A 21,252-nucleotide genomic window follows, 5' to 3' on the forward strand; every position below is an offset into this window, starting at 1 on the left:
AGGATAAATTATGAAAACGTTAGGGCAATTTATTGTTGAAAAACAAGCGGAATATCCCAATGCAAAAGGCGAACTTTCAGGCATTCTTTCTTCTATTCGCTTAGTGGCGAAAGTAATCCACCGTGATATTAACAAAGCTGGGCTAACCAATAACATTATTGGTAACTCTGGCGTAGAAAATGTGCAAGGTGAAGAGCAAATGAAGTTAGATTTATTTGCTCACAACACAATGAAACAAGCCCTCATTGCACGCGAAGAAGTGGCAGGATTTGCTTCCGAAGAAGAAGAAAACTTTGTTGCCTTTGACACCGAACGCGGACGCAATGCGAAATATGTAATTTTAACCGATCCCTTAGACGGCTCATCAAATATTGATGTGAATGTTGCCGTTGGCACGATTTTTTCTATTTACCGCCGTGTTTCCCCTATCGGCACGCCAGTAACCTTGGAAGATTTTTTACAACCAGGACATCGCCAAGTGGCAGCAGGTTATATTGTTTATGGCTCATCAACAATGTTAGTTTACACCACGGGGAATGGGGTAAACGGCTTTACTTACGATCCTTCCTTAGGCGTATTCTGCCTTTCGCACGAAAATATCCAAATGCCAGCAAGCGGCAAAATTTATTCCATTAACGAAGGGCAATATCTCAAATTCCCATTAGGGGTGAAAAAATACATTAAATACTGCCAAGAGGAAGACAAAGCCACTCAACGCCCTTATACATCGCGTTATATTGGCTCATTGGTTTCTGATTTCCACCGCAATTTATTGAAAGGCGGTATTTATATTTATCCAAGCGCCACAAATTATCCAAATGGCAAACTTCGCCTGCTTTATGAAGGCAACCCAATGGCATTTTTAGCGGAACAAGCAGGCGGCCTTGCCACCGATGGCTATCAACGCATTTTAGATCTGCAACCAACGGAATTACACCAACGCTCACCACTCTTTGTTGGCTCAAAAGAAATGGTAGAAAAAGCACAAGCGTTTATGCGTGAACTCAGCTAAGGAAAAATAAAGGCATAGTCTATGTTCTGCCCTCAAGAAATAACAGACTAAGGGCAGATCATCGATTGCTTTTTTACGATAAAAATTCGTAAAAATTGCACCGCACTTAAAAATATCGCAATTTCTTTTTCATTCTACGAAATAAATGATCTCTTTTTGCGCAACTTCCGCTAAAATAAATCTGCTAATTAACCAACTAGGAGAATGATTATGAAATTAGCCTCATTGTTCAAATACTCAACACTCACATCACTTTTAGCCATTTCTTCTTTCAGCTACGCTTACCAAGCCAACCAAACTTATCATTTCACATTGCTTCACACGAACGATTTACACGGTCATTACTGGCAAAATAAAAATGGTGAATATGGTTTAGCAGCACAAAAAACTTTGATTGATCGCATTCGTGCGGAAGTTGAACAGAAAGGTGGTTCAGTGATCTTGCTCAATGCAGGCGATTTCAACACGGGTGTGCCAGAGTCTGATTTACAAAATGCCAAACCTGATATTGAAGCATTAAATTTGATGGGCTATGAGGCATTAACGCTAGGCAATCACGAATTTGATAATCCATTACAACTTCTTGAAATGCAAGAGAAATGGGCAAAATTCCCATTCCTTGCTGCGAATGTTTATAATCAAAAAACGGGGGATTTATTAGTCAATCCTTACACGATTTTAGACAAACAAGGACTAAAAATTGCAGTGGTTGGACTAACCACAGAAGATACAGCGAAGCTAGGAAATCCTGAATTTATGTCCGCAGTGAGATTTGAACGCCCAGCGGAAAGTGCAAAAACCGTGCTCGCAGAATTAGCCAAAAATGAACAGCCCGATCTCAAAATCGCCCTTACACATATGGGATTTTACCCTAATGCGAAATACGGTTCTAACGCACCAGGCGATGTTTCAATGGTACGCGAATTGCCTGCGGGCGCATTTGATATTGTTATCGGCGGACATACGCACGACACGCTATGTATAAATGAAGATGGTTCATTTAACAGTAAATTTAAACCGGGCGATAGCTGTAAACCCTTGCTTGAGAAAAACACTTGGATTATGCAAGCTGGTGAATGGGGCAAATATTTAGGACGTGCAGATTTCACCTTTAAAGATGGCAAGCTCACCTTAGAAAATTATCAATTAGTACCAATTAACTTGAAAAAGAAAGTGAAAAAAGAAGACGGCTCAAGTGAATATGTGTTGTATCAAGAAGAAATTCCAGCTGATCCAGCATTACTTGCGCATCTTAAAACCTATCAAGATCAAGGCGATAAATTGCTTGGTCAAGTCGTTGGGAAAGTTGATGATCGTTTAGTGGGCGATCGCGATATTGTACGTTTCCACCAAACGAACTTAGGACAACTGATTGCCCGCTCACAAGCGGAACGCGTGAAAGCCGACATCGGTATTATGAATTCTGGCGGTATCCGTGCTTCTATTGAAGGGGGAGATGTAACCTATAAAGATATTCTAACTGTACAACCTTTCGGTAATATCATCAGTTATTTTGAGATGAACGGAAAAGATTTGCTCAATTATCTTGATGTCGTGGCATTAAAAGAAGTGGATTCCGGGGCTTATCCACAATTCTACGGCATTACAATGACCGTAGATCGCAAAGCGAAAAAAGTATCTGATGTGAAAATTCAAGGAAAACCAATCGATCTCAATAAAATGTATCGAGTTTCTTTACCAAGCTATTGTGCTGCTGGGGGAGATGGCTATCCTGTAGTTACAGATAACCCAACTTATGTTAATGCAGGCTTTGTTGATGCAGATAGTTTGAAAGAATATTTCCAAGAACACTCACCAATTAAAGCCGCCGATTTTGAGGCAAACAAAGGCATTATTTATAAAGAATAATGTTGTGATAGATATAAAAATAGCCAGAGATTTTCTGGCTATTTTATTAATGTGATCACGAAGAAAATAAGGCTTACAAAATATTCCCTTGTTTTTTATTCAAATGTATCTTTCTCCGTAAATCGCTCAATTTTCGCCCCTAAGGCACGCAATTTATCTTCGATATGCTCATAGCCACGATCAATATGATAAATGCGATCTACAATGGTTTCACCACTTGCGATACAACCCGCCAACACCAAGCTGATTGAAGCGCGTAAATCCGTTGCCATGACTTCCGCACCTGAAAGGCTTTCTACACCGTGGCAAATCGCGGTATTGCCTTCAATTTCGGCTTTTCCGCCCATACGGATTAATTCTGGAATGTGCATAAAGCGGTTTTCAAAAATGGTTTCGGTAATTTTACTTGTGCCTTCCGCCACCATATTTAATAGAGTGAACTGCGCTTGCATATCCGTTGGAAAACCAGGGTGTGGCATTGTACGAATATTCACGGCTTTCGGACGTTTGCCTTTCATATCTAGCGTGATGGTATCTTCGGTGATCTCAATTTCAGCCCCTGCTTCACGCAATTTATCAATCACCGCATCAAGAGTATCTGCTTTCGTGTTGTGGCAAACAATACGCCCACCTGAAATCGCTCCTGCCACAAGGAATGTGCCAGTTTCAATACGATCGGCCACCACCGCGTGTTCGCAGCCAGTTAAACGCTCTACCCCTTCAATAGTGATAGTATCTGTGCCTGCTCCGCTAATTTTTGCGCCCATTTTATTTAAGAATACGGCGGTATCCACAATTTCAGGTTCGCGTGCGGCATTTTCAATAATGGTTGTTCCCTGTGCAAGGGTGGCTGCAGTCATAATAGAAAGGGTTGCGCCCACGCTCACTTTTTCCATCACAATTCGTGTGCCGATCAAACGCCCATTGGTATGCGCTTTGACATAACCATCTTCAAGTACAATTTCTGCGCCTAAACGTTCTAAACCGCTGATATGCAAATCCACTGGACGCGCACCAATGGCACAACCACCAGGGAGTGAAACCTGTCCTTGATGAAAACGCGCCACCAGCGGTGCTAATGCCCAAATTGAAGCGCGCATTGTTTTCACCAATTCATAAGGTGCAATGAAATGATTGATTTTTGAGCCGTCTAAATACACCACGCCACCGTCTTTTTGCTCTACTTGCATACCAAGCTGACGCAAAATTTTTAGCGTGGTTTCAATATCTTTTAACTCGGGTACATTGGTTAGGGTAACAGGTTCTTCGGCTAAGATTGCGGCAAATAAAATAGGCAACGCAGCATTTTTTGCCCCTGAGATTTTGACATCACCGCTTAAACGAGATTGCCCATAAACACGAAATTTTTGCATATCAACGTCCTAAAAATTAATTAATGGGATTAAGTAAACGCTCGCGTTTCCACTTTTCTTGGGTAAAGGTTTTGATGGTTAAGGCGTGAATTTCGCCTGAAGAAAAATATTGCATTAACGGTGCATAAATGGTTTGTTGCTGTTTTAATCTTGAAAGCCCTGCAATTTCATCATCAATCACAATCACGCCAAAATGCGCATTTTCGCCTTGTACATAAACTTCTTCAAGCCCAAGTGCGTCTTTTAAAATTCGTTCAATTTCTTGCGTTTCCATTAATTCTTTCCACTATGTTGTAAAAACGGGTCAATCCATTTTGATAACCCAAAAAGATCAGCCAATGTGAGGAATTGCTCAGGTGCATTTTGAATGATTTGCGTCTGTGCTTGCTTTTGGCAATGATGAATAAAATCACACAATAAGGCAAAGCCTGCACTGTCAATTCGCGTTAAATCGGCAAGTTCCCAAATAAGTTGCTGGTGCGCAATTTTATCCGTAGATAAAAAAGAATAACGTTGTTCCCACAATGGCAACAACGTTTTTCTGGATAACGCTCCAGTCAAGCGGAGCGTTATCTTATCATCATTTTGTTCAAATGCCCAAGTTAAACTTGGTGCTAAACCTGATGTATTGTGCATTGATTATTTACCCAATGTAACAGGCACATTTGCCGCTTTTTGCACTTGTTGAGTTAGCGCTTCAATACCGTCTTTGCGTAACGTTGCACTCCATTCTTGTTTTTTGGTGTTTACCATACTCACGCCTTCAGCCGCCATATCATACACTTGCCATTCACCCGTTCTGCTGTTTTTACGCCAGAAGAAGGTTAAATTAATTGGCTGCGCATTACCATTTTGCACCACTTTTACGCGAATGCTCATTTGGTTATCAGACACATTTTTCGGTTTTTCAATGTCAATTTTTTGGTTTTTATATAGGGTTAAAACTTGCGCATAAGATTGCTCAATAAATTGATCAAAGGCGGCGAAAAATTTTGTACGCTGCTCTGGCGTGGTACTTTTGAAATACTGTCCTAACACCAATGATCCCGCATAATTAACGTGTACATAAGGCATTAAATCTTTACGCACAATGGTTCTTAAATAATTTGGGTTTTGTTTAATTTGGCTTTGGCTGTTCGCAATATCGTTAAACAATTTGTCTGATGCCTTTTGCATTAGGCCATAAGGGCTGTCGTCCGCCATTGCTTGCACCGCAAAAAGTGCGGTGAAAATTACTAAAGTTTTGCTTAACCAGTTTTTCATTGTTTGTTTTAACATTGATTCCTCCGTAAAACGAAAAAAGAAATTATTGTTGCGCTTCAGGTTTGCTGTCATCAGATTTATTCTTATCCCCATATAGGAATTGACCGACTAAATCTTCTAACACCATTGCAGATTTGGTATCCACAATTTTGCTGCCATCTTTGAGCATTTTGGTGGTTTCACCATCATCAAAACCAATGCTCAACGCAATATATTGTTCACCTAATAAGCCTGAGGTTTTAATTGAAAGTGAGCTGTTATCAGGAATTTCATTATATTCTTGATTAATTGCAATCTTCACCACCGGCAAATAGGTTTGTGGATCAAGCTCAATATCACTTACTCGCCCAATTACCACACCGCCAACTTTTAATGGCGCACGCACTTTTAGTCCACCAATATTGTCAAAAGTTGCACTCACTTGATAAGATTTTGCTTGGCTAAAGCCTTGCACATTTGCCACTTTTAATCCTAAAAAGACAAAAGCGCCAATGGCAAGCAATAAAAATAACCCTACCCAAAATTCATACTTTGCTGTTTGTCGCATAAAAATACCTTAAATTTACACCGCACTTTATTTTGTGCTGTTTTTTAATGAAATAAAACTTTTCAGTTAATCAGCTTGATTAACTCCCACCAAACATTATCGCGGTTAAAACAAAATCTAGCCCTAGTACCACAAGGGAAGCATTGACCACGGTTTTGGTTGTAGCTTTGCTGATGCCTTCGGAAGTTGGCACGCTGTCATAACCATTAAACAGAGCAATCCATACCACGGCAATGGCGAAAAATAAACTCTTAATTAAGCCATTGAGAATATCGGTTTTCCAGCTCACTGAGTTTTGCATTACTGACCAAAAACTGCCTGCGTCCACACCTTTCCAATCTACGCCCACCAATGAGCCGCCCCAAATGCCAATAGCGATAAAAATAATGGATAAAATTGGCATTGCAATCACGCCAGCCCAAAAACGTGGCGAAATCACACGGCGCAACGGATCAACAGCCATCATTTCAAGGCTAGAAAGCTGTTCGGTGGCTTTCATCAAACCAATTTCTGCGGTTAGCGCAGAACCTGCACGACCTGCAAATAATAATGCGGTAACCACAGGGCCTAGCTCGCGTAATAAGGAAAGGGCAACCAGTTGCCCAAGGCTGGTTTCTGCGGAAAAATCCACTAGCACCACATAGCCTTGTAGCCCAAGCACCATACCAATAAACAGGCCTGAAAGCATAATAATCAGTAGAGATTGCACGCCCAACACATAAAGCTGTTTAATCAGCAACGGAAAATGCTTTCTCATTTGTGGCTGTCCGACTAATGCGCCCCACAGCATAAAACCTGAACGCCCAATGCCTTTGCAAAAATTGATGGCACTGCGCCCCAAGGCGGAAATCATCTCACTTATCATCAAATAACTCCTGAACATAATCGCCTGCGGGGTAATGGAAACGCACAGGGCCGTCTGCTTCACCTTTAATAAACTGTTGCACTTGTGGATCTTGGCTGGCGAGTAATTCGGCAGGCGCTCCTTCGGCAATCACTTTTTTATCCGCAATAATGTAGGCATAATCGGCGATACTTAGCACTTCTTGCACATCGTGAGAAACCACGATAGAAGTGAGCTGTAAGGCTTGATTTAAGCGTTTAATCAGGCTCACAATCACGCCCATACTAATCGGATCTTGCCCTGTAAAGGGTTCATCATACATAATTAATTCAGGGTCAAGGGCAATGGTGCGCGCCAAGGCTGCGCGTCTTGCCATACCGCCAGATAATTCAGAGGGCATCAAATCCGCCGCACCGCGTAACCCCACCGCTTGCAACTTCATCAATACCATTTCACGGATTAATTGTTCTGGCAAATTGGTATGTTCGCGAATAGGGAACGCCACGTTATCAAAGGTGGACATATCGGTAAACAATGCGCCTGACTGAAAGAGCATTCCGATGCGCTGACGCAATTTATAAAGCTCCGTACGGGACATTTGACAAATATCCTTACCATCGACCAAAATTTCGCCGCTATTAGGTGAAAGTTGCCCACCAATAAGACGCAACAAGGTGGTTTTTCCAATCCCTGACGGCCCCATTATGGCGGTAATTTTTCCCTGTTCAACGCGTAAATTCAGGCGATCATAAATGACACGCTCACCACGCTTAAAGGTGAGATTTTTTACTTCTACAAAAGAATGATTCATTAATCGAATACTTGCCTTGTTTTAATTTTAAATTGAAAGGCAGATCATATTAGATATGCCAAGAATGTCAAACGGCATTTCGATCTTTACATTCTTTACAATGGCACCCAAAAGGCAATGCGCGCGCAAAATTTAATAAAAAATCTCCGCACTTTTACACGACATTGTTCTTGCTTTTGCCAAATTATGCTATGATTCGCCTTCACATTAATCTGGAACATCGTTTAATTTATGAATATTCGTTGGAATATTATTTTATCAGTGATTGCTTTAGGCCTGCTGGCTTGGCTATATAGCATGCAAGGAAGCGATTCTGACACGCAAGGGTTAATCAAATCAGAAGATAGCCCTGAATACATTGGCAATAAAATGCAAACTACCGTGTTTTCGCCTACGGGTGAAAAGCAATATTTCGCCCTAGCCGATAAAGTGGAATACTATAACAACAGTGGAAACACGGATTTCCAGCAACCCTTGGTTTATTTATATGACGTGCAAGATGAAAATTTAGGCACACAAAGCTGGAAAATTCGCGCAGACAAAGCTCAATTAACCAAAGATGAACTTTTACATTTAGAAGGAAATGTGTTGGTACAAAGTCTGTTGAGCGATTCGCGTCTGCAACGCGTGGATACCGAACGGGCTACGGTAAATTTAAAGACGCAAGATATTCACTCTGATACAATGGCCACCATTACTGGCTTGAATTTTACATCAAGCGGCGCCAAATTAACTGGTAACTTAAAACAACAAATTGCAACCTTAGCAGAACAGGTGAAAACCCACTATGAAATTAACAAGTAAATCTCTTTTATTTTTTACCGCACTTATGACTTCAATGTCGGCGTTTGCTTTAAAAAACGATACCAATCAACCGATTAACATTGAATCCAACAATCAATCATTGGATATGGAAAACCAAACGGTAACCTTTACCGATAACGTGGTGATCACCCAAGGTTCTATTTTGATTAAAGCGGATAAAGTGGTGATTACGCGTCCACCTGAAAATTCCAACAAGAAAGAAACCGTAGATGCCTATGGCCGTCCTGTTACCTTTCATCAATTATTAGATGATGGCAAGCCAGTGGACGGCAAAGCGAATAAAGTGCATTACGATCTTGGCACAGAATTTTTAACCTTAACGGGCAATGCAGAATTAAAACAGCTAGACAGCAAAATCACAGGGCAATTAATCACTTATGATGTAAAAAAACAACAGCTAAAAGCCTCGGGTTCAAGCAAATCTCGTGTTAAAACCGTATTAATTCCTGCGCAATTAAACAGTGAAAAGAAATAGGATAGCCTTATGCCAACGCTTTATGCAGAACATTTAGCCAAAAGCTACAAGAGCCGCAAAGTGGTTTCTGATGTGAGTTTAAACGTGAGATCAAATGAAATTGTGGGCTTGCTTGGGCCTAATGGCGCGGGCAAAACCACCACGTTCTATATGGTTGTCGGCTTGGTGCAACAAGATGAAGGCAAAATTCGCATTGATGATGAAGATATTAGCTTGTTGCCAATGCACGATCGCGCCAGAAAAGGCGTGGGCTATTTGCCGCAAGAGGCGTCTATTTTCCGCCGTTTAAGCGTGTACGACAACCTAATGGCGGTGCTAGAAATTCGTAAAGATCTCAATGCACAACAACGCCGTGAAAGAGCGGAAGAATTAATCGAAGAATTTAACATTGGCCATATTCGCGATAACCTAGGGCAATCCCTTTCAGGTGGGGAACGCCGCCGTGTGGAAATTGCCCGCGCGTTAGCCGCCAATCCTAAATTTATTTTATTAGATGAACCTTTTGCTGGGGTCGATCCCATTTCTGTGATTGACATTAAAAAGATTATTATGGATCTGCGCGATCGTGGTTTAGGTGTGCTAATTACCGACCACAATGTGCGTGAGACCCTTGATGTGTGCGAGCGTGCTTACATTGTAAGCGCAGGGAAAATGATCGCCACAGGCACACCTGAAGAAGTGATGAATAACGAACAGGTGAAACGGGTTTATCTCGGTGAAGAATTTAAACTATAACTTATGACTAAATTTACCCAATTACTGAGTCCTGAAAATATTCGCCAAGGACTGGTTTGCTCAAGTAAAAAGCGTGTTTTTGAAACCATTAGCCGTATTGTGGCGGATCAAATCCACGGCGAGGACGATCCTGAACACAGCAGTTTTGATTGCTTATTTAACCGTGAAAAGCTTGGTAATTCAGGCTTAGGTAATGGCGTAGCAATACCCAAAGGGCGTTTGCATACAGGCGATAAACCGATTGCCGTGTTTTTGCAACTTGCCACGCCGATTGATTATGAAGCCGCCGATCACCGTGATGTGGATTTAATTTTTGCCTTGCTCATTCCTGCCGAAGCTTGTGGCGAATTTTCTCAATCCGTATTACCTGAATTAGCAGAAAAATTGCTAGATAAATCCCTTTGCAAGCAGTTAAGAGCAGCACAAAGTGCGGAGGAAATTTGGCAAATTTTTGAATATGCCGATAATCATTCTGATGACGAACAAGACGCTGAGCAGCAAAGCGGACAAGAAAGCGAGCCAAAAGCCGAACAAGAAAATACACAGAATGAGCAAGCGGTAGAAAAAGAATAGTAACAATCATTCAGGGGGAAATCAGATGGAAATCATCATTATTAGCGGACGTTCTGGTGCAGGAAAATCCGTTGCCTTGCGTGCCTTAGAAGACATTGGCTACTATTGTGTGGATAATCTTCCCGTTACCCTGCTGCCTGAGCTGGCAACGATTCTGGCGAAAAAACAATCCTCTGTGGCCATTAGCATTGATATTCGCAATCTTCCTTCTTCAAACGCAGAACTGGAACACAGCCTTGAACAGCTGCAACAACATCATCAGGTAAAAATTATTTTCCTAGATAGTGAACGCAATGCGCTAATCAAACGTTATAGTGATTCTCGCCGTCTGCACCCGCTTTCTGTTGATTCCCTTTCCCTTGAAGCGGCCATTGATGCGGAACAGCAATATCTCACCCCACTGATTGATGCCGCCAATTTAATTATTGACACCACCCATCTTTCCACGCACGAATTGGCAGAACGCCTGCGTGAATTTTTACTCGGGCATACACAAAAAGAATTAAAAATTATTGTTGAATCTTTTGGTTTTAAATATGGCATTCCGCTCGATGCAGACTATGTGTTTGATGTGCGTTTTCTGCCTAATCCTCACTGGAATCCCGAACTACGCCCTATGACCGGGTTAGAACAGCCTGTAATGGATTTTCTCAACAAGCATAATGAAGTGAACCACTTTATTTATCTCACCCGCAATTACATTGAAACTTGGCTGCCAATGTTAAAACAAAATAACCGCAGCTATCTTACCATCGCCATTGGCTGCACCGGTGGCAAACACCGCTCCGTTTACATTGCCCAACAAATCGGTGAATATTTCCAAGCCAAAGGGGAAAATGTTTTAATTCAGCATAAATCATTGGAAGTTTAAAGAAAATGTAATTCAATGATCTTAGTTTGCCGAACGGCAAAGGTAATTTTAGTTGAAACTAAAAAGGCGGAAAAATTTCCGCCTTATTTTTTGTATTATTCAAACAAATTCAAATGCAATGCTCTGACCACATCATCAGCTTGTTCGCTTTGGACTAACATACAGATGTTGTTGGTGCTTGCGCCGTAGCTGATCATTCGTACGTTGTAGCCTTCTAGGGTATCGAAAATTTGTTTTGCGATACCTGCGGTGATATGCAGATCATTACCCACCAATGCCACTAAAGATAAACCTGTATCCACTTTCACACTAGATACTTCTCTTAATTCCGCAAGCAATTCTGGCGAGAGCATTTCCGCGCCTGATGAAGCAGAGCCTGTTTTGTCTAAGGTGAGTGCTACGCTTACTTCGGAAGTGGTGATAGTATCCACAGAGATTTTGTGTTTCGCTAAAATGTTGAACACATTGGCCAAGAAACCTTGCGCGTGTAGCATACTTAAGCTGGAAAGCGTTACCAAAGTTTGATCGCGGCGTAATGCAATAGCGCGGAAGGTTGGACGTGGTTGTGGATCTTTGGTTACCCAAGTACCGCCGTCTTGTGGGGCTTTGCTTGAGCCTACGAACACAGGGATATTGCTGCGAACCGCTGGAAGCAAGGTTGCAGGGTGTAACACTTTCGCCCCGAAGGTTGCCATTTCTGCGGCTTCCGCAAAGCTCATTGTGTCAATGCGTTGCGCTGCTGGCACAATGCGTGGATCGGTGGTGTAAATACCCGCTACGTCCGTCCAAATTAACACGTCTTTGGCGTTTAACACTTCGGCTAAAAGTGCTGCAGAATAGTCACTACCGCCACGCCCTAAGGTGGTGGTTTTGCCTTGTGGATCGCGTCCAATAAAGCCTTGCGTGATAATCATTGTGTCGTTATCTTGAGCAAGAATCGGTTTTAATAGCGCATCGCTATTTTTCTGCGTTTGCTCGTCATCTGGCGCGGCTTTACCGAAATGGCTATTGGTTGCCACAATGGTACGCACGTCCACCCAAACGGCTTTGGCACCAAGCTCTTTTAACACTTGAACAAAAAGCAAGGTGGACATCATTTCCCCTTGGCAGATCAATTCGTCTGTTAAAGCGGGTGAAGCGGCCACGCTTGCGGCATCAGCCAAGCTTTCGATATGCTTTAAAATTTCTTCAATTTTTGCCCGCACTTCGCTGTCGTCTTTAAGTTCAGCTAAAATCGCTTCTTCAATTTGACGCACTTCTGCGATGAGTTTCGCGCGTTCTTCTGCGTTCTTACCATTAGCAAGCGCAACCAATAAATTGGTGATACCTGCCGAGGCCGAAAGCACCACCACACGCGTATTAGGATCAGCGGTTACAATATTTGCACAAGCGCTCATTGCGCTATGATTTGCAACGCTAGTTCCACCGAATTTTGCCACAGAGAGAGTTGACATAGTTTTACCTTCCTATAAAAAATCAATGATGTTGTATTAGAATGCCCTAGAAATAACGATTTCATTAAACATTGTCAAATATTATTTTATAAAATTAAATAAAAAACGCCATTTTTAAAATGACGTTTTGATATTATAAAATTTTAGCCCGAATAATCGAATAATTTTCAATTTATCACTAAAGGATTAAGGGCGCGCTAAATAATCGCCCACGCCCACCCATTTGTAAGATGTTAGCGCTTCTAATCCCATTGGCCCGCGGGAATGGAGTTTTTGTGTACTCACTGCCACTTCTGCCCCTAAGCCAAATTGTCCGCCATCGGTAAAGCGTGTACTGGCATTGACATACACCGCTGCGCTGTCCACTTGATTGATAAACTGTTGCGCAAGAGGTTGCGAGCTGGTTAAGATCGCATCAGAATGTTGCGTACCATATTGATTAATAAAGGCCACCGCTTCATCAATATCTTTAACAATCACCACGTTGAGATCAGGCGAACCCCATTCTTGTTGTAAATCCTGCTCTTGCAATGGCACAACTTGCGCGCCTGCATTGCTTAAAATAAAATGTGCGAGGAAATCTGCGTGAAATTTTATTTTTGATTGGCTAAATTTCGTCAACATTGGCAAAAATTTCGCGGCAATGCTTTCTTGCACTAACAAGGTTTCAAGAGTATTACAAGTGCTTGGGCGCTGCGTTTTGGCGTTGCTAATCACCGCTAATGCACGCTTTAAATCGGCACTTTCTTCCACGAAGGTATGGCATACGCCCACGCCCCCAACGATCACGGGAATGGTGGAATTTTCTTTACAAAGCTGGTGTAAGCCCGCGCCGCCTCTTGGGATAAGCATATCTACATAGCGATCTAATTTCATTAATTGCATCACCAGATCGCGATTTGGATCGGTGATCGCTTGTACGGCATTAGGTGGTAAATTGGCTTGTAATAAGGCTTGTTGCACCACTTCGACTAAAATTTTGTTGGAATGTTGCGTTTCCTTGCCGCCACGTAAAATCACTGCATTGCCTGTTTTTAAGCATAGGCTGGCAACATCAATGGTTACGTTTGGTCGCGCTTCATAAATGGTTGCCACCACCCCTAAAGGCACGCGCACACGTTCAATTTTTAGTCCGCTGTCTAGTGTGCCGCCGTCAATGATTTTACCCACAGGATCGGGCAGGGATATAATATGCCGAACGTCTTGGGCAATGGCGTGTAACCGATCAGGCGTGAGCAATAGACGATCAATCAAGGCTTCCGACAAACCATTTTGTTGAGCGGCTTGAATATCTTTTTCATTTTCAGCCAAAATGCGATCGGCTTGTTGTTCTAATTGCTCAGCGATACATTGAAGCGCGTGATTTTTTTCTTTCTCACTACATTGCGCCAACACAAAAGCCGCTTGTTTGGCTTGTTTACCCATTTCTACTAAATTCGTCATTGTTTATCCTTATTTTAATTTTTATTTGATTTTTTTCGGCAGTTTGTCATCGGCTTGCTTTTCGGCAATTTCCTGTTCTTGATAATCAAACACTGGCAAATGCCATTCAAAACGAATCGCAAGCAAGCGAATAGTAAAACCGCAAGCGAGGGTTACCACGATCACGATATTGTGATTAATATTCAACTGGAGCAAGCCAATATAAATACTTGCCGCCAGCAATGCAACACTGGCATATAGCTCTTTTTGGAAGACAAGAGGAATGCGGTTGCACAGTAAATCTCGCAATACGCCACCAAATGCGCCAGTGATAATTGCTGCGATAATCGCAATAATAAAACTATGTCCCATATCTAACGCGATCTGCGTGCCGATAATGGAAAACACAATAAGCCCTAAGGCATCTAGCACTAAGAAAATGGTACGAAAATAGCGCATAAAATGGCGAATGAACGGCGCAATCACCACCGTTAGCACCGCAGCGCTGGCAACAATAATAAAATAATGAGGATTTTTCACCAAGCCAAGGGGATAATGCCCAAGCAGCACATCACGCACTGAGCCGCCGCCAATGGCGGTCATTGAGGCGATGATAATCACGCCGAAAATATCCATTTTTTCACGTCCTGCGGCTAATGCCCCTGTTATCGCTTCGGCGGTGATGCCTACAATATACAAAATGCTCAGTAGCATAGATCCCTTCATTAAAGTGCGGTGAAAATTTTTATTATTTTAGGGGGGAATATGCCCTATAACAAGGAGAAAAATTCATAGATTTTTGACCGCACTTTTAAATTTCTGCATAATGTGCCACCTATTTGGATAAAAAGGAAAAATTATGTCAGAAAGCCAATCTAAATCTTTCACCTTTATGTTAAGCGCCATTCCACTTTGTTTGTTAATTTTGGTGGATAGCTTTGCATTATATTTGCAAGGGCAACCCAAGGCCATTTCTCATTTGAGCTTAGCGGTGCTTGTTGCGCAATTATTATGTGTACTGGTGTTTCATAAAGGACAAATTTGTAACGGGCAACGGGGACGTTTAGTCAAGGTCAATGGCTATTTGTTCGTTTATTGGGGATTTTGGTTACTGTTAAGTTTATTCTCAAATTATCATTATGTGCTGACGGATATGGTGAGCCTGTGCGGTATTGGGCTTTCGCTGGCCATTTGGTTTCAGCCTACAGATACGCAATTACGTCAATCTATTTTATTATTGGGTGCATTGTTAGGTGGGCTTGGCGTGGTCGTTTATTCCTTGATTTTTCTACAACTCCCTTGGCTTGCTTTACTGCCTTACAATTTCTTCGGGCAACTCTTTATGGGCGTGATTCTGGCAAATCTCTTTTTGGTGATTGCGAAAAACCGCTTGCAAGGTTTCATTGCCTTATTGCCCCTTATGATGATGATTTTCTTATTATTCAATGGCATTTTATCCACGGTATTAATTTACCTTGCACATCAAAGTGCGGTGGTTTTTTATAACGAATTTGCCTTGGGACTTTATTTCTTCCTGCATTTAGTATTAGTGGCAATCATTGCATTGCCGATTTTGACGAAAACTAAATTGAGTTATCCAACGTTATCATTGCTCTTTTTCATCGCTTTGAGTTTGCCTATTTGGGCGAATTTTAGTTTGATTGCTGGATAAAGATAAAAAATAGGGCAGAAAATTCTGCCCTTATTGTTATGGTTTATAAATAATTTCTACACCTTCATCATCTTCATCTGACCAATCGTCCCAATCGTCATCTTCATCATCAAATTGATGTTCAGCCAATTGTTCTTGGTGATAATCGTCCCACTTGAATTTCACTTCTTCTGGATTTTCAGGCTCTTTCTCATCTTCCCTTGGGTGGGCATCGAGATAGTCCATAATATCATGGCAAAGTGGTTCAACATTTTTACCCGTAGCAGCGGAAATTAAATAATAATCCCCTTCCCAGCCCACGCGCTCAACGATTTCTTTGACACGTTCGTGTGCTTCTTCATCAGACATCGTGTCGATTTTGTTAAACACCAGCCATTGGGTTTTCTCGGCAAGTTTTTCGCTATATTGGAAAAGCTCGCTTTCAATGATGGCAATGTTATCCGCAGGATCGCTACCATCAATTGGATTGATGTCCACAAGGTGAAGCAGTACTCGGCAACGCTCCAAGTGTTTTAAGAAGCGGATACCTAATCCTGCCCCTTCTGCCGCGCCTTCAATCAGCCCTGGAATATCTGCCACCACAAAGCTGCGATTTTCACCTACGCGAGCTACCCCTAAACTTGGCACTAAGGTGGTGAAAGGGTAGTCTGCCACTTTTGGCTTCGCCGCAGAAACCGCACGGATAAAGGTGGATTTACCAGCATTTGGTAAGCCTAACATTCCTACGTCTGCGAGTAGCATTAATTCTAATAACAGATCGCGTTTTTCCCCGGGCGTGCCGTTGGTTTTTTGCCGTGGCGCACGGTTTACTGAAGATTTAAAACGGGTGTTGCCTAAACCGTGATAGCCACCTTTGGCAATCAGCATTTTGGCACCGTGTTTGGTTAAATCCCCGAGGATTTCTTTGGTGTCGTTATCAATCGCACGCGTTCCTACTGGCACTCTTAGTGTGATGTCTTTACCACGACGCCCTGTGCAGTCTGAGCTGCGACCATTTTCACCACGTCCTGCGGCAAAACGTTTTTCAAAACGGTAGTCGATCAGAGTGTTAAGGTTTTCATCGGCAACAAGATACACGTCGCCACCATCACCGCCATCACCGCCATCAGGCCCACCTTTTGGGATAAATTTTTCGCGACGGAAGCTAACACAGCCGTTTCCGCCATCACCAGCCTCAACGCGAATCAAGGCTTCATCAATAAACTTCATTTTTTCTCCTATTTCTTATTCTTTATAAATTTGTGTCCAATTGCTGAGAACATTGCACCAAGCACCACCACGAACGCGCCAATATAGCTTAGGTTGTTGAGATCTGGCGCAGAAAAATCTTGCGGATCGATCGCGTGGAGCAAATGGGAAAACGCAATGGTAAATAATGGCACCAGCGTTACAACTACGCTTACTTTTGCCACTTCCCAGCGGTTTAAGGCTTCGGCATAAGCGCCGTAGCCGATTAATGTATTTAAGCAACAGTAAATAAAACAAGCTAAGGTTAAACCACTTAGCCCCTGTACTTGTGAAACTTGTGCAAAGGGCGTAAAGACCATTACACAACCAAAATAAAACATTAATAGTACTTGTTGTGCTGTGAATTGGCGTAGCATCAATTTTTGAGCCAACCCATAAGCGACCCAAATTAAGGCGGCGCAGATGCTTAATAATACCCCGATTAAATACCCATTTAGCTGGGTAAATTGGCCGAGCTTGTCATTAAAAAATAGCCCTAAACCGATAATTAAAATCACCAGTCCAATTTTTTGGTGCAAACCTAACCGCTCTTTGAAAACAATCACGCCACAAATCAGCATCGCAAAGGAAGAAAGGTGGATAAAAATCTGTGCGACCGAGGGTTCAATAAATTGCAATGAGGTATTAAATAAAGAGAAGTTGCCTGAAAGCCCGATAATACCAAAAACTAACAAGCCCACATAATAGCGGTTAAGCTGTGAGAGCTTAGGCAATTTTTTGCTTAATCCTAAAAATAGCAGTAGGGCGGAACTGGCCACAATAAAGCGATACCAAACAATCGTTTGTGGTGTCATTACATTTAACACTTGCTTTAAAGCAATAGGCAGTGAACCCCAAGCCATTGCGGTGATTAAGGCAAATGTAAATCCTAATAGGGGTTGTTGCTTCATTACATTTCCTCCTTAATCTGGGCGATGTTCTCTTTTATCTTTTACGCGGTCGAAATTGCTATATGGGGGCAGCTTTGGCAATTTCTATATTAGCACGCAAAATTTTTTGAAATGATGTGGATTATATAGGCTAATAACAAAAAAGCCCCACAAAACTGTGAGGCATTTTATTCTGTTTATTTGTAAAATTATTCAGCTACGATACTAACGTATTTACGATTTTTCTCGCCTTTAACTTCAAATTTTACTTTACCATCAGCAGTTGCGAATAAAGTGTGATCTCTACCCATACCTACATTAGCACCTGCGTGGAATTTAGTACCACGTTGACGAACGATGATGCTACCAGCTAATACAGATTCGCCACCGAAGCGTTTAACACCAAGGCGTTTAGCTTCAGAATCGCGACCGTTACGAGTTGAACCACCAGCTTTTTTAGTTGCCATCTACTTGATCTCCTCTGAAATTATGCTTGAATCCCAGTGATTTTCACTTCTGTGAACCACTGACGATGACCTTGTTGTTTACGACTGTGTTTACGACGACGGAATTTAACGATTTTAACTTTATCGCCACGACCGTGTGAAACCACTTCAGCCACTACTTTCGCACCAGCAACAACTGGCGCACCAATTTTAACATCTTCACCATTAACGACCATTAACACTGAGTCGAATTCAACGCTTTCGCCAGTTGAAACTTCAAGTTTCTCTAAACGAACAACTTGACCTTCGCTTACTCGGTGTTGTTTACCGCCACTTTGGAAAACTGCGTACATAAATACTCCGCTATACATTGTGCTTTAATGTTTAATTCATTTAGCACATCAAAATTCATATAAATAGGTCGCAAATTCTACGGAAAAACAAACCCGATAGCAAGAATTTATTTGCAATAAAATAAAAAAAGTTAGATTTACGCTGGTTTGATTTCAGAAAGCCAAGAAAATCAGGTAAAATCAACCGCACTTTAGGCAATGATAAACAACATTCACGATGATAGATAAACGCAATCTTATGGATATAAATGCAATCCAAATGCTCATCAATGAGGATATGCAGAAAGTTAATGCTAAAATTTTGGCGCAGCTTAATTCTGACGTACCGCTGATTAATCAGCTGGGCTATTACTTAATTCAAAGTGGTGGCAAACGCATTCGCCCGATGCTTGCTGTATTGGCTGCCAATGCGCTGGGTTATCAAGGGGAAGAGCATATTAATTGTGCCACTTTTATTGAGTTTACCCATACTGCAACCTTGTTGCACGATGACGTGGTGGACGAATCAGAAATGCGCCGCGGCAAACCCACGGCTAATAGCGAATTCGGCAATGCGGCCAGCGTGTTGGTGGGCGACTACATTTACACCCGCTCTTTTCAGCTAATGACGGATACTAACTCGCTGAAAATTTTAAAAATAATGTCCGATGCCACCAATGTGATAGCGGAAGGGGAAGTTCAACAATTAATGAATATGAACGATCCTGATACCACAGAAGAAAGTTATATGCGTGTTATTTATAGCAAAACCGCGCGTTTATTTGAGGCCGCAACGCAGTGTTCCGCCATTGTTGCAGGGGCGAGTGAAGCGCAAGAGCTTGCATTGCAACAATATGGACGCTATTTAGGCACGGCGTTTCAACTTATTGACGATGTGCTGGATTATCAAGCCAATGCCCAAACCTTAGGCAAAAATATTGGTGATGATCTTGCTGAAGGCAAACCGACCTTGCCATTATTACACGCAATGCACAGCGGTGATGAAAGCCAACGCCAGCTTATTCGCAATGCCATTGAACAAGGTGGGCAGCGTGAAATTTTAAATGATGTACTTGCCATAATGGCACAATATGGATCTATTGAATACACCATCGACCGCGCACGTCAAGAAGCACAAAAAGCCATTGATGCCATTGCCATTTTGCCTGAAAGTGAGTATAAACAAGCGCTGATTTCTTTGGCTTATTTATCAGTGGATAGAACAACCTAATTTTATTTTTAGCTATTATTGATTATGGAACAACAAACCAATCACGAAACAAACAAAAGTGCGGTGGAATTTTCGCAAAAATCGCACCGCACTTCGCGTAAAGCAAAAAAAGATCCGAACGCCCCTTTTGTGCGTGAAAAATTAACCTTGCCAAATGGACACCAAAAATTGCTGCTCCATTCTTGCTGCGCCCCTTGCTCGAGTGAAGTAATGGAAGCCATTTTGGCTTCAGGCATTGAATTTACCATTTATTTCTACAATCCGAATATTCACCCATTAAAAGAATATTTAATTCGTAAAGAAGAAAATATCCGCTTTGCAGAAAAATTTGGTATTCCTTTTATTGACGCAGATTATGATCGGCAAAACTGGTTCGATCGTGCGAAAGGAATGGAAAACGAGCCAGAACGTGGCATTCGCTGCACAATGTGCTTTGATATGCGTTTTGAAAAAGCCGCACAATATGCGCACGAAAATGGTTTCCCCGTGTTTACGAGCTGTTTAGGCATTTCTCGCTGGAAAGATATGAACCAAATTAACGGCTGCGGACACCGCGCGGCGGCAAAATATGATGATGTGGAATATTGGGATTACAACTGGCGTAAAGGCGGTGGCTCACAACGAATGATCGAAATCAGCAAACGCGAACGTTTCTATCAACAAGAGTATTGCGGCTGCGTTTATTCCTTGCGTGATACCAACAAATGGCGCGAAGCCAACGGCAGACAAAAAATTGAAATTGGTAAATTGTATTACACCAATGAGTAATTGAACACATAAGTAAAAAGGGAATGATTTATCATTCCCTTTTTGTTCAATATGGTTATTTTTTCGCACGTTGTTCAGCGTGCGCTTTTTTCTGCTCTTTCATTTTTGCGCTGATTTCACGGCGTTGGGTGGCGAGTTCCGCGTTGCGGATACGGTATTCGTCCACGCGCGTATCATAGTCATCACGCATATTTTCGATAATTACGCGAATGTCTTCCACGCTCATATCATCGCGGATATATTGGTTTAAATTGTCTAATAAAAGTACACGTTTTTGGTTGTCACGGATTTTGCGGTTATTGTCATCAATATCACGCAATAGTTTGTTTTTTAAACGATACATACGCACATACTCCAAGACATCTTGGAAAGATTGTTTATTCACAGTTTCCATAATTTAACTCTCTAGTGGGATTAATATAAATTCAGTGGGCGAAAACGCCATTGCGTGGGTTAATGTAGTCTTTTTTGCTTTTTTCGTCAAAGTATTCCGCCATTTTTTGTGGGGAAAATCAAAAATTTTTCTGAATTAAATAAAAGCGGTTGATCCGCCTCCCTTGAGGTGATAAAACTAACAAATTCTTTTTACACAACCATCATAATTAGGAACGA

The 21,252-nt window shown here is 41.9% G+C and carries 25 protein-coding genes; 10 read left to right on the forward strand and 15 right to left on the reverse strand.

The features are described from left to right. The first annotated feature begins 10 nt into the window (after positions 1 to 10). Together fbp and ushA are read left to right on the forward strand one after the other, a co-directional pair. Positions 11 to 1,012, forward strand: coding sequence for a class 1 fructose-bisphosphatase (gene fbp / locus C3007_RS04270; protein WP_103853259.1), 1,002 nt, complete (start codon positions 11 to 13; stop codon positions 1,010 to 1,012). 210 nt (positions 1,013 to 1,222) lie between these two features. Further along, on the forward strand, positions 1,223 to 2,881 hold the full coding sequence (gene ushA, locus C3007_RS04275) for a bifunctional UDP-sugar hydrolase/5'-nucleotidase UshA (protein ID WP_103853260.1): 1,659 nt from the start codon (positions 1,223 to 1,225) through the stop codon (positions 2,879 to 2,881). Positions 2,882 to 2,976: 95 nt separating this feature from the next. Here the strand turns inward: ushA and murA are convergent, their stop codons facing one another. From murA to mlaF, 7 genes are all read right to left on the reverse strand, one after another. Further along, the gene (gene murA / locus C3007_RS04280; protein WP_103853261.1) at positions 2,977 to 4,254 is read right to left on the reverse strand and encodes a UDP-N-acetylglucosamine 1-carboxyvinyltransferase; all 1,278 of its coding nucleotides are present in this window, start codon (positions 4,252 to 4,254) and stop codon (positions 2,977 to 2,979) included. 16 nt (positions 4,255 to 4,270) lie between these two features. Continuing rightward, positions 4,271 to 4,528, reverse strand: coding sequence for a BolA family protein (locus C3007_RS04285; protein WP_103853262.1), 258 nt, complete (start codon positions 4,526 to 4,528; stop codon positions 4,271 to 4,273). Further along, positions 4,528 to 4,890 carry an STAS domain-containing protein gene (locus tag C3007_RS04290; RefSeq protein WP_103853263.1) on the reverse strand — a complete coding sequence of 121 codons (363 nt, stop codon included), beginning with the start codon at positions 4,888 to 4,890 and terminating at the stop codon, positions 4,528 to 4,530. Before C3007_RS04290 ends, C3007_RS04285 begins: the two co-directional genes overlap by 1 nt. Positions 4,891 to 4,893: 3 nt before the next feature. Beyond that, complete coding sequence (gene mlaC, locus C3007_RS04295) at positions 4,894 to 5,532, reverse strand: phospholipid-binding protein MlaC (protein WP_103853264.1); 639 nt, start codon at positions 5,530 to 5,532, stop codon at positions 4,894 to 4,896. A 28-nt stretch (positions 5,533 to 5,560) separates the two neighbouring features. Then, positions 5,561 to 6,064 (reverse strand): outer membrane lipid asymmetry maintenance protein MlaD, encoded by a 504-nt coding sequence (mlaD, locus tag C3007_RS04300; protein WP_103853265.1) that lies wholly within the window; start codon positions 6,062 to 6,064, stop codon positions 5,561 to 5,563. 79 nt (positions 6,065 to 6,143) lie between these two features. Continuing rightward, positions 6,144 to 6,929, reverse strand: coding sequence for a lipid asymmetry maintenance ABC transporter permease subunit MlaE (gene mlaE / locus C3007_RS04305; protein ID WP_103853266.1), 786 nt, complete (start codon positions 6,927 to 6,929; stop codon positions 6,144 to 6,146). Beyond that, positions 6,919 to 7,719 (reverse strand): phospholipid ABC transporter ATP-binding protein MlaF, encoded by an 801-nt coding sequence (mlaF, locus tag C3007_RS04310; RefSeq protein ID WP_103853267.1) that lies wholly within the window; start codon positions 7,717 to 7,719, stop codon positions 6,919 to 6,921. Before mlaF ends, mlaE begins: the two co-directional genes overlap by 11 nt. Before the next feature lie 231 nt (positions 7,720 to 7,950). Between mlaF and lptC the strand changes: the two genes are divergently transcribed. Genes lptC through rapZ form a run of 5 tightly spaced genes read left to right on the forward strand, consistent with a single transcriptional unit; the run spans position 7,951 to position 11,198 of the window. Beyond that, complete coding sequence (gene lptC, locus C3007_RS04315; RefSeq protein WP_103853268.1) at positions 7,951 to 8,523, forward strand: LPS export ABC transporter periplasmic protein LptC; 573 nt, start codon at positions 7,951 to 7,953, stop codon at positions 8,521 to 8,523. Beyond that, a complete protein-coding gene (gene lptA / locus C3007_RS04320; RefSeq protein WP_103853269.1) occupies positions 8,507 to 9,019 on the forward strand; it encodes a lipopolysaccharide transport periplasmic protein LptA in 513 nt (170 codons plus the stop codon). Before lptC ends, lptA begins: the two co-directional genes overlap by 17 nt. Positions 9,020 to 9,028: 9 nt before the next feature. Further along, entirely contained in the window at positions 9,029 to 9,754 is a 726-nt protein-coding gene (gene lptB / locus C3007_RS04325) for an LPS export ABC transporter ATP-binding protein (RefSeq protein ID WP_103853270.1), read from the forward strand. Positions 9,755 to 9,757: 3 nt separating this feature from the next. Continuing rightward, positions 9,758 to 10,327 carry a PTS IIA-like nitrogen regulatory protein PtsN gene (gene ptsN / locus C3007_RS04330; protein ID WP_103853271.1) on the forward strand — a complete coding sequence of 190 codons (570 nt, stop codon included), beginning with the start codon at positions 9,758 to 9,760 and terminating at the stop codon, positions 10,325 to 10,327. A 25-nt stretch (positions 10,328 to 10,352) separates the two neighbouring features. Beyond that, positions 10,353 to 11,198, forward strand: a complete 846-nt coding sequence (gene rapZ, locus C3007_RS04335; protein WP_103853272.1) for an RNase adapter RapZ — start codon at positions 10,353 to 10,355, stop codon at positions 11,196 to 11,198. Positions 11,199 to 11,293: 95 nt separating this feature from the next. Here rapZ and lysC read toward each other — a convergent pair whose 3' ends face one another. The 3 genes from lysC to C3007_RS04350 form a co-directional block, all read right to left on the reverse strand. Continuing rightward, positions 11,294 to 12,652 (reverse strand): lysine-sensitive aspartokinase 3, encoded by a 1,359-nt coding sequence (lysC, locus tag C3007_RS04340; protein WP_103853273.1) that lies wholly within the window; start codon positions 12,650 to 12,652, stop codon positions 11,294 to 11,296. A 186-nt stretch (positions 12,653 to 12,838) separates the two neighbouring features. Next, positions 12,839 to 14,095, reverse strand: a complete 1,257-nt coding sequence (proA, locus tag C3007_RS04345) for a glutamate-5-semialdehyde dehydrogenase (protein ID WP_103853274.1) — start codon at positions 14,093 to 14,095, stop codon at positions 12,839 to 12,841. Between the two features lie 21 nt (positions 14,096 to 14,116). Continuing rightward, on the reverse strand, positions 14,117 to 14,788 hold the full coding sequence (locus C3007_RS04350; RefSeq protein WP_103853275.1) for a trimeric intracellular cation channel family protein: 672 nt from the start codon (positions 14,786 to 14,788) through the stop codon (positions 14,117 to 14,119). Between the two features lie 145 nt (positions 14,789 to 14,933). On the opposite strand from C3007_RS04350, the gene C3007_RS04355 reads away from it, so the two are divergent. Then, positions 14,934 to 15,746, forward strand: a complete 813-nt coding sequence (locus tag C3007_RS04355) for a hypothetical protein (protein WP_103853276.1) — start codon at positions 14,934 to 14,936, stop codon at positions 15,744 to 15,746. Between the two features lie 36 nt (positions 15,747 to 15,782). Here the strand turns inward: C3007_RS04355 and cgtA are convergent, their stop codons facing one another. The 4 genes from cgtA to rplU form a co-directional block, all read right to left on the reverse strand. Then, entirely contained in the window at positions 15,783 to 16,955 is a 1,173-nt protein-coding gene (gene cgtA, locus C3007_RS04360; protein WP_103853277.1) for an Obg family GTPase CgtA, read from the reverse strand. An 8-nt stretch (positions 16,956 to 16,963) separates the two neighbouring features. Beyond that, on the reverse strand, positions 16,964 to 17,884 hold the full coding sequence (locus C3007_RS04365; protein ID WP_103853278.1) for a DMT family transporter: 921 nt from the start codon (positions 17,882 to 17,884) through the stop codon (positions 16,964 to 16,966). Positions 17,885 to 18,072: 188 nt separating this feature from the next. Continuing rightward, positions 18,073 to 18,330: a 50S ribosomal protein L27 gene (gene rpmA / locus C3007_RS04370; protein ID WP_103853279.1), complete on the reverse strand. Its 258-nt coding sequence runs from the start codon at positions 18,328 to 18,330 to the stop codon at positions 18,073 to 18,075. Positions 18,331 to 18,350: 20 nt separating this feature from the next. Continuing rightward, positions 18,351 to 18,662, reverse strand: coding sequence for a 50S ribosomal protein L21 (gene rplU, locus C3007_RS04375; RefSeq protein WP_103853280.1), 312 nt, complete (start codon positions 18,660 to 18,662; stop codon positions 18,351 to 18,353). 238 nt (positions 18,663 to 18,900) lie between these two features. On the opposite strand from rplU, the gene ispB reads away from it, so the two are divergent. Together ispB and C3007_RS04385 are read left to right on the forward strand one after the other, a co-directional pair. Continuing rightward, positions 18,901 to 19,872, forward strand: a complete 972-nt coding sequence (gene ispB, locus C3007_RS04380) for an octaprenyl diphosphate synthase (protein WP_103853281.1) — start codon at positions 18,901 to 18,903, stop codon at positions 19,870 to 19,872. A gap of 24 nt (positions 19,873 to 19,896) precedes the next feature. Beyond that, positions 19,897 to 20,640, forward strand: coding sequence for an epoxyqueuosine reductase QueH (locus C3007_RS04385; protein ID WP_103853282.1), 744 nt, complete (start codon positions 19,897 to 19,899; stop codon positions 20,638 to 20,640). A 55-nt stretch (positions 20,641 to 20,695) separates the two neighbouring features. On the opposite strand, the gene C3007_RS04390 is transcribed toward C3007_RS04385, so the two are convergent. After that, positions 20,696 to 21,034, reverse strand: coding sequence for a DUF496 family protein (locus tag C3007_RS04390; RefSeq protein WP_103853283.1), 339 nt, complete (start codon positions 21,032 to 21,034; stop codon positions 20,696 to 20,698). Positions 21,035 to 21,252 lie beyond the last annotated feature (218 nt).

Source organism: Avibacterium gallinarum, assembly GCF_002921135.1.
Classification (GTDB): domain Bacteria; phylum Pseudomonadota; class Gammaproteobacteria; order Enterobacterales; family Pasteurellaceae; genus Avibacterium; species Avibacterium gallinarum.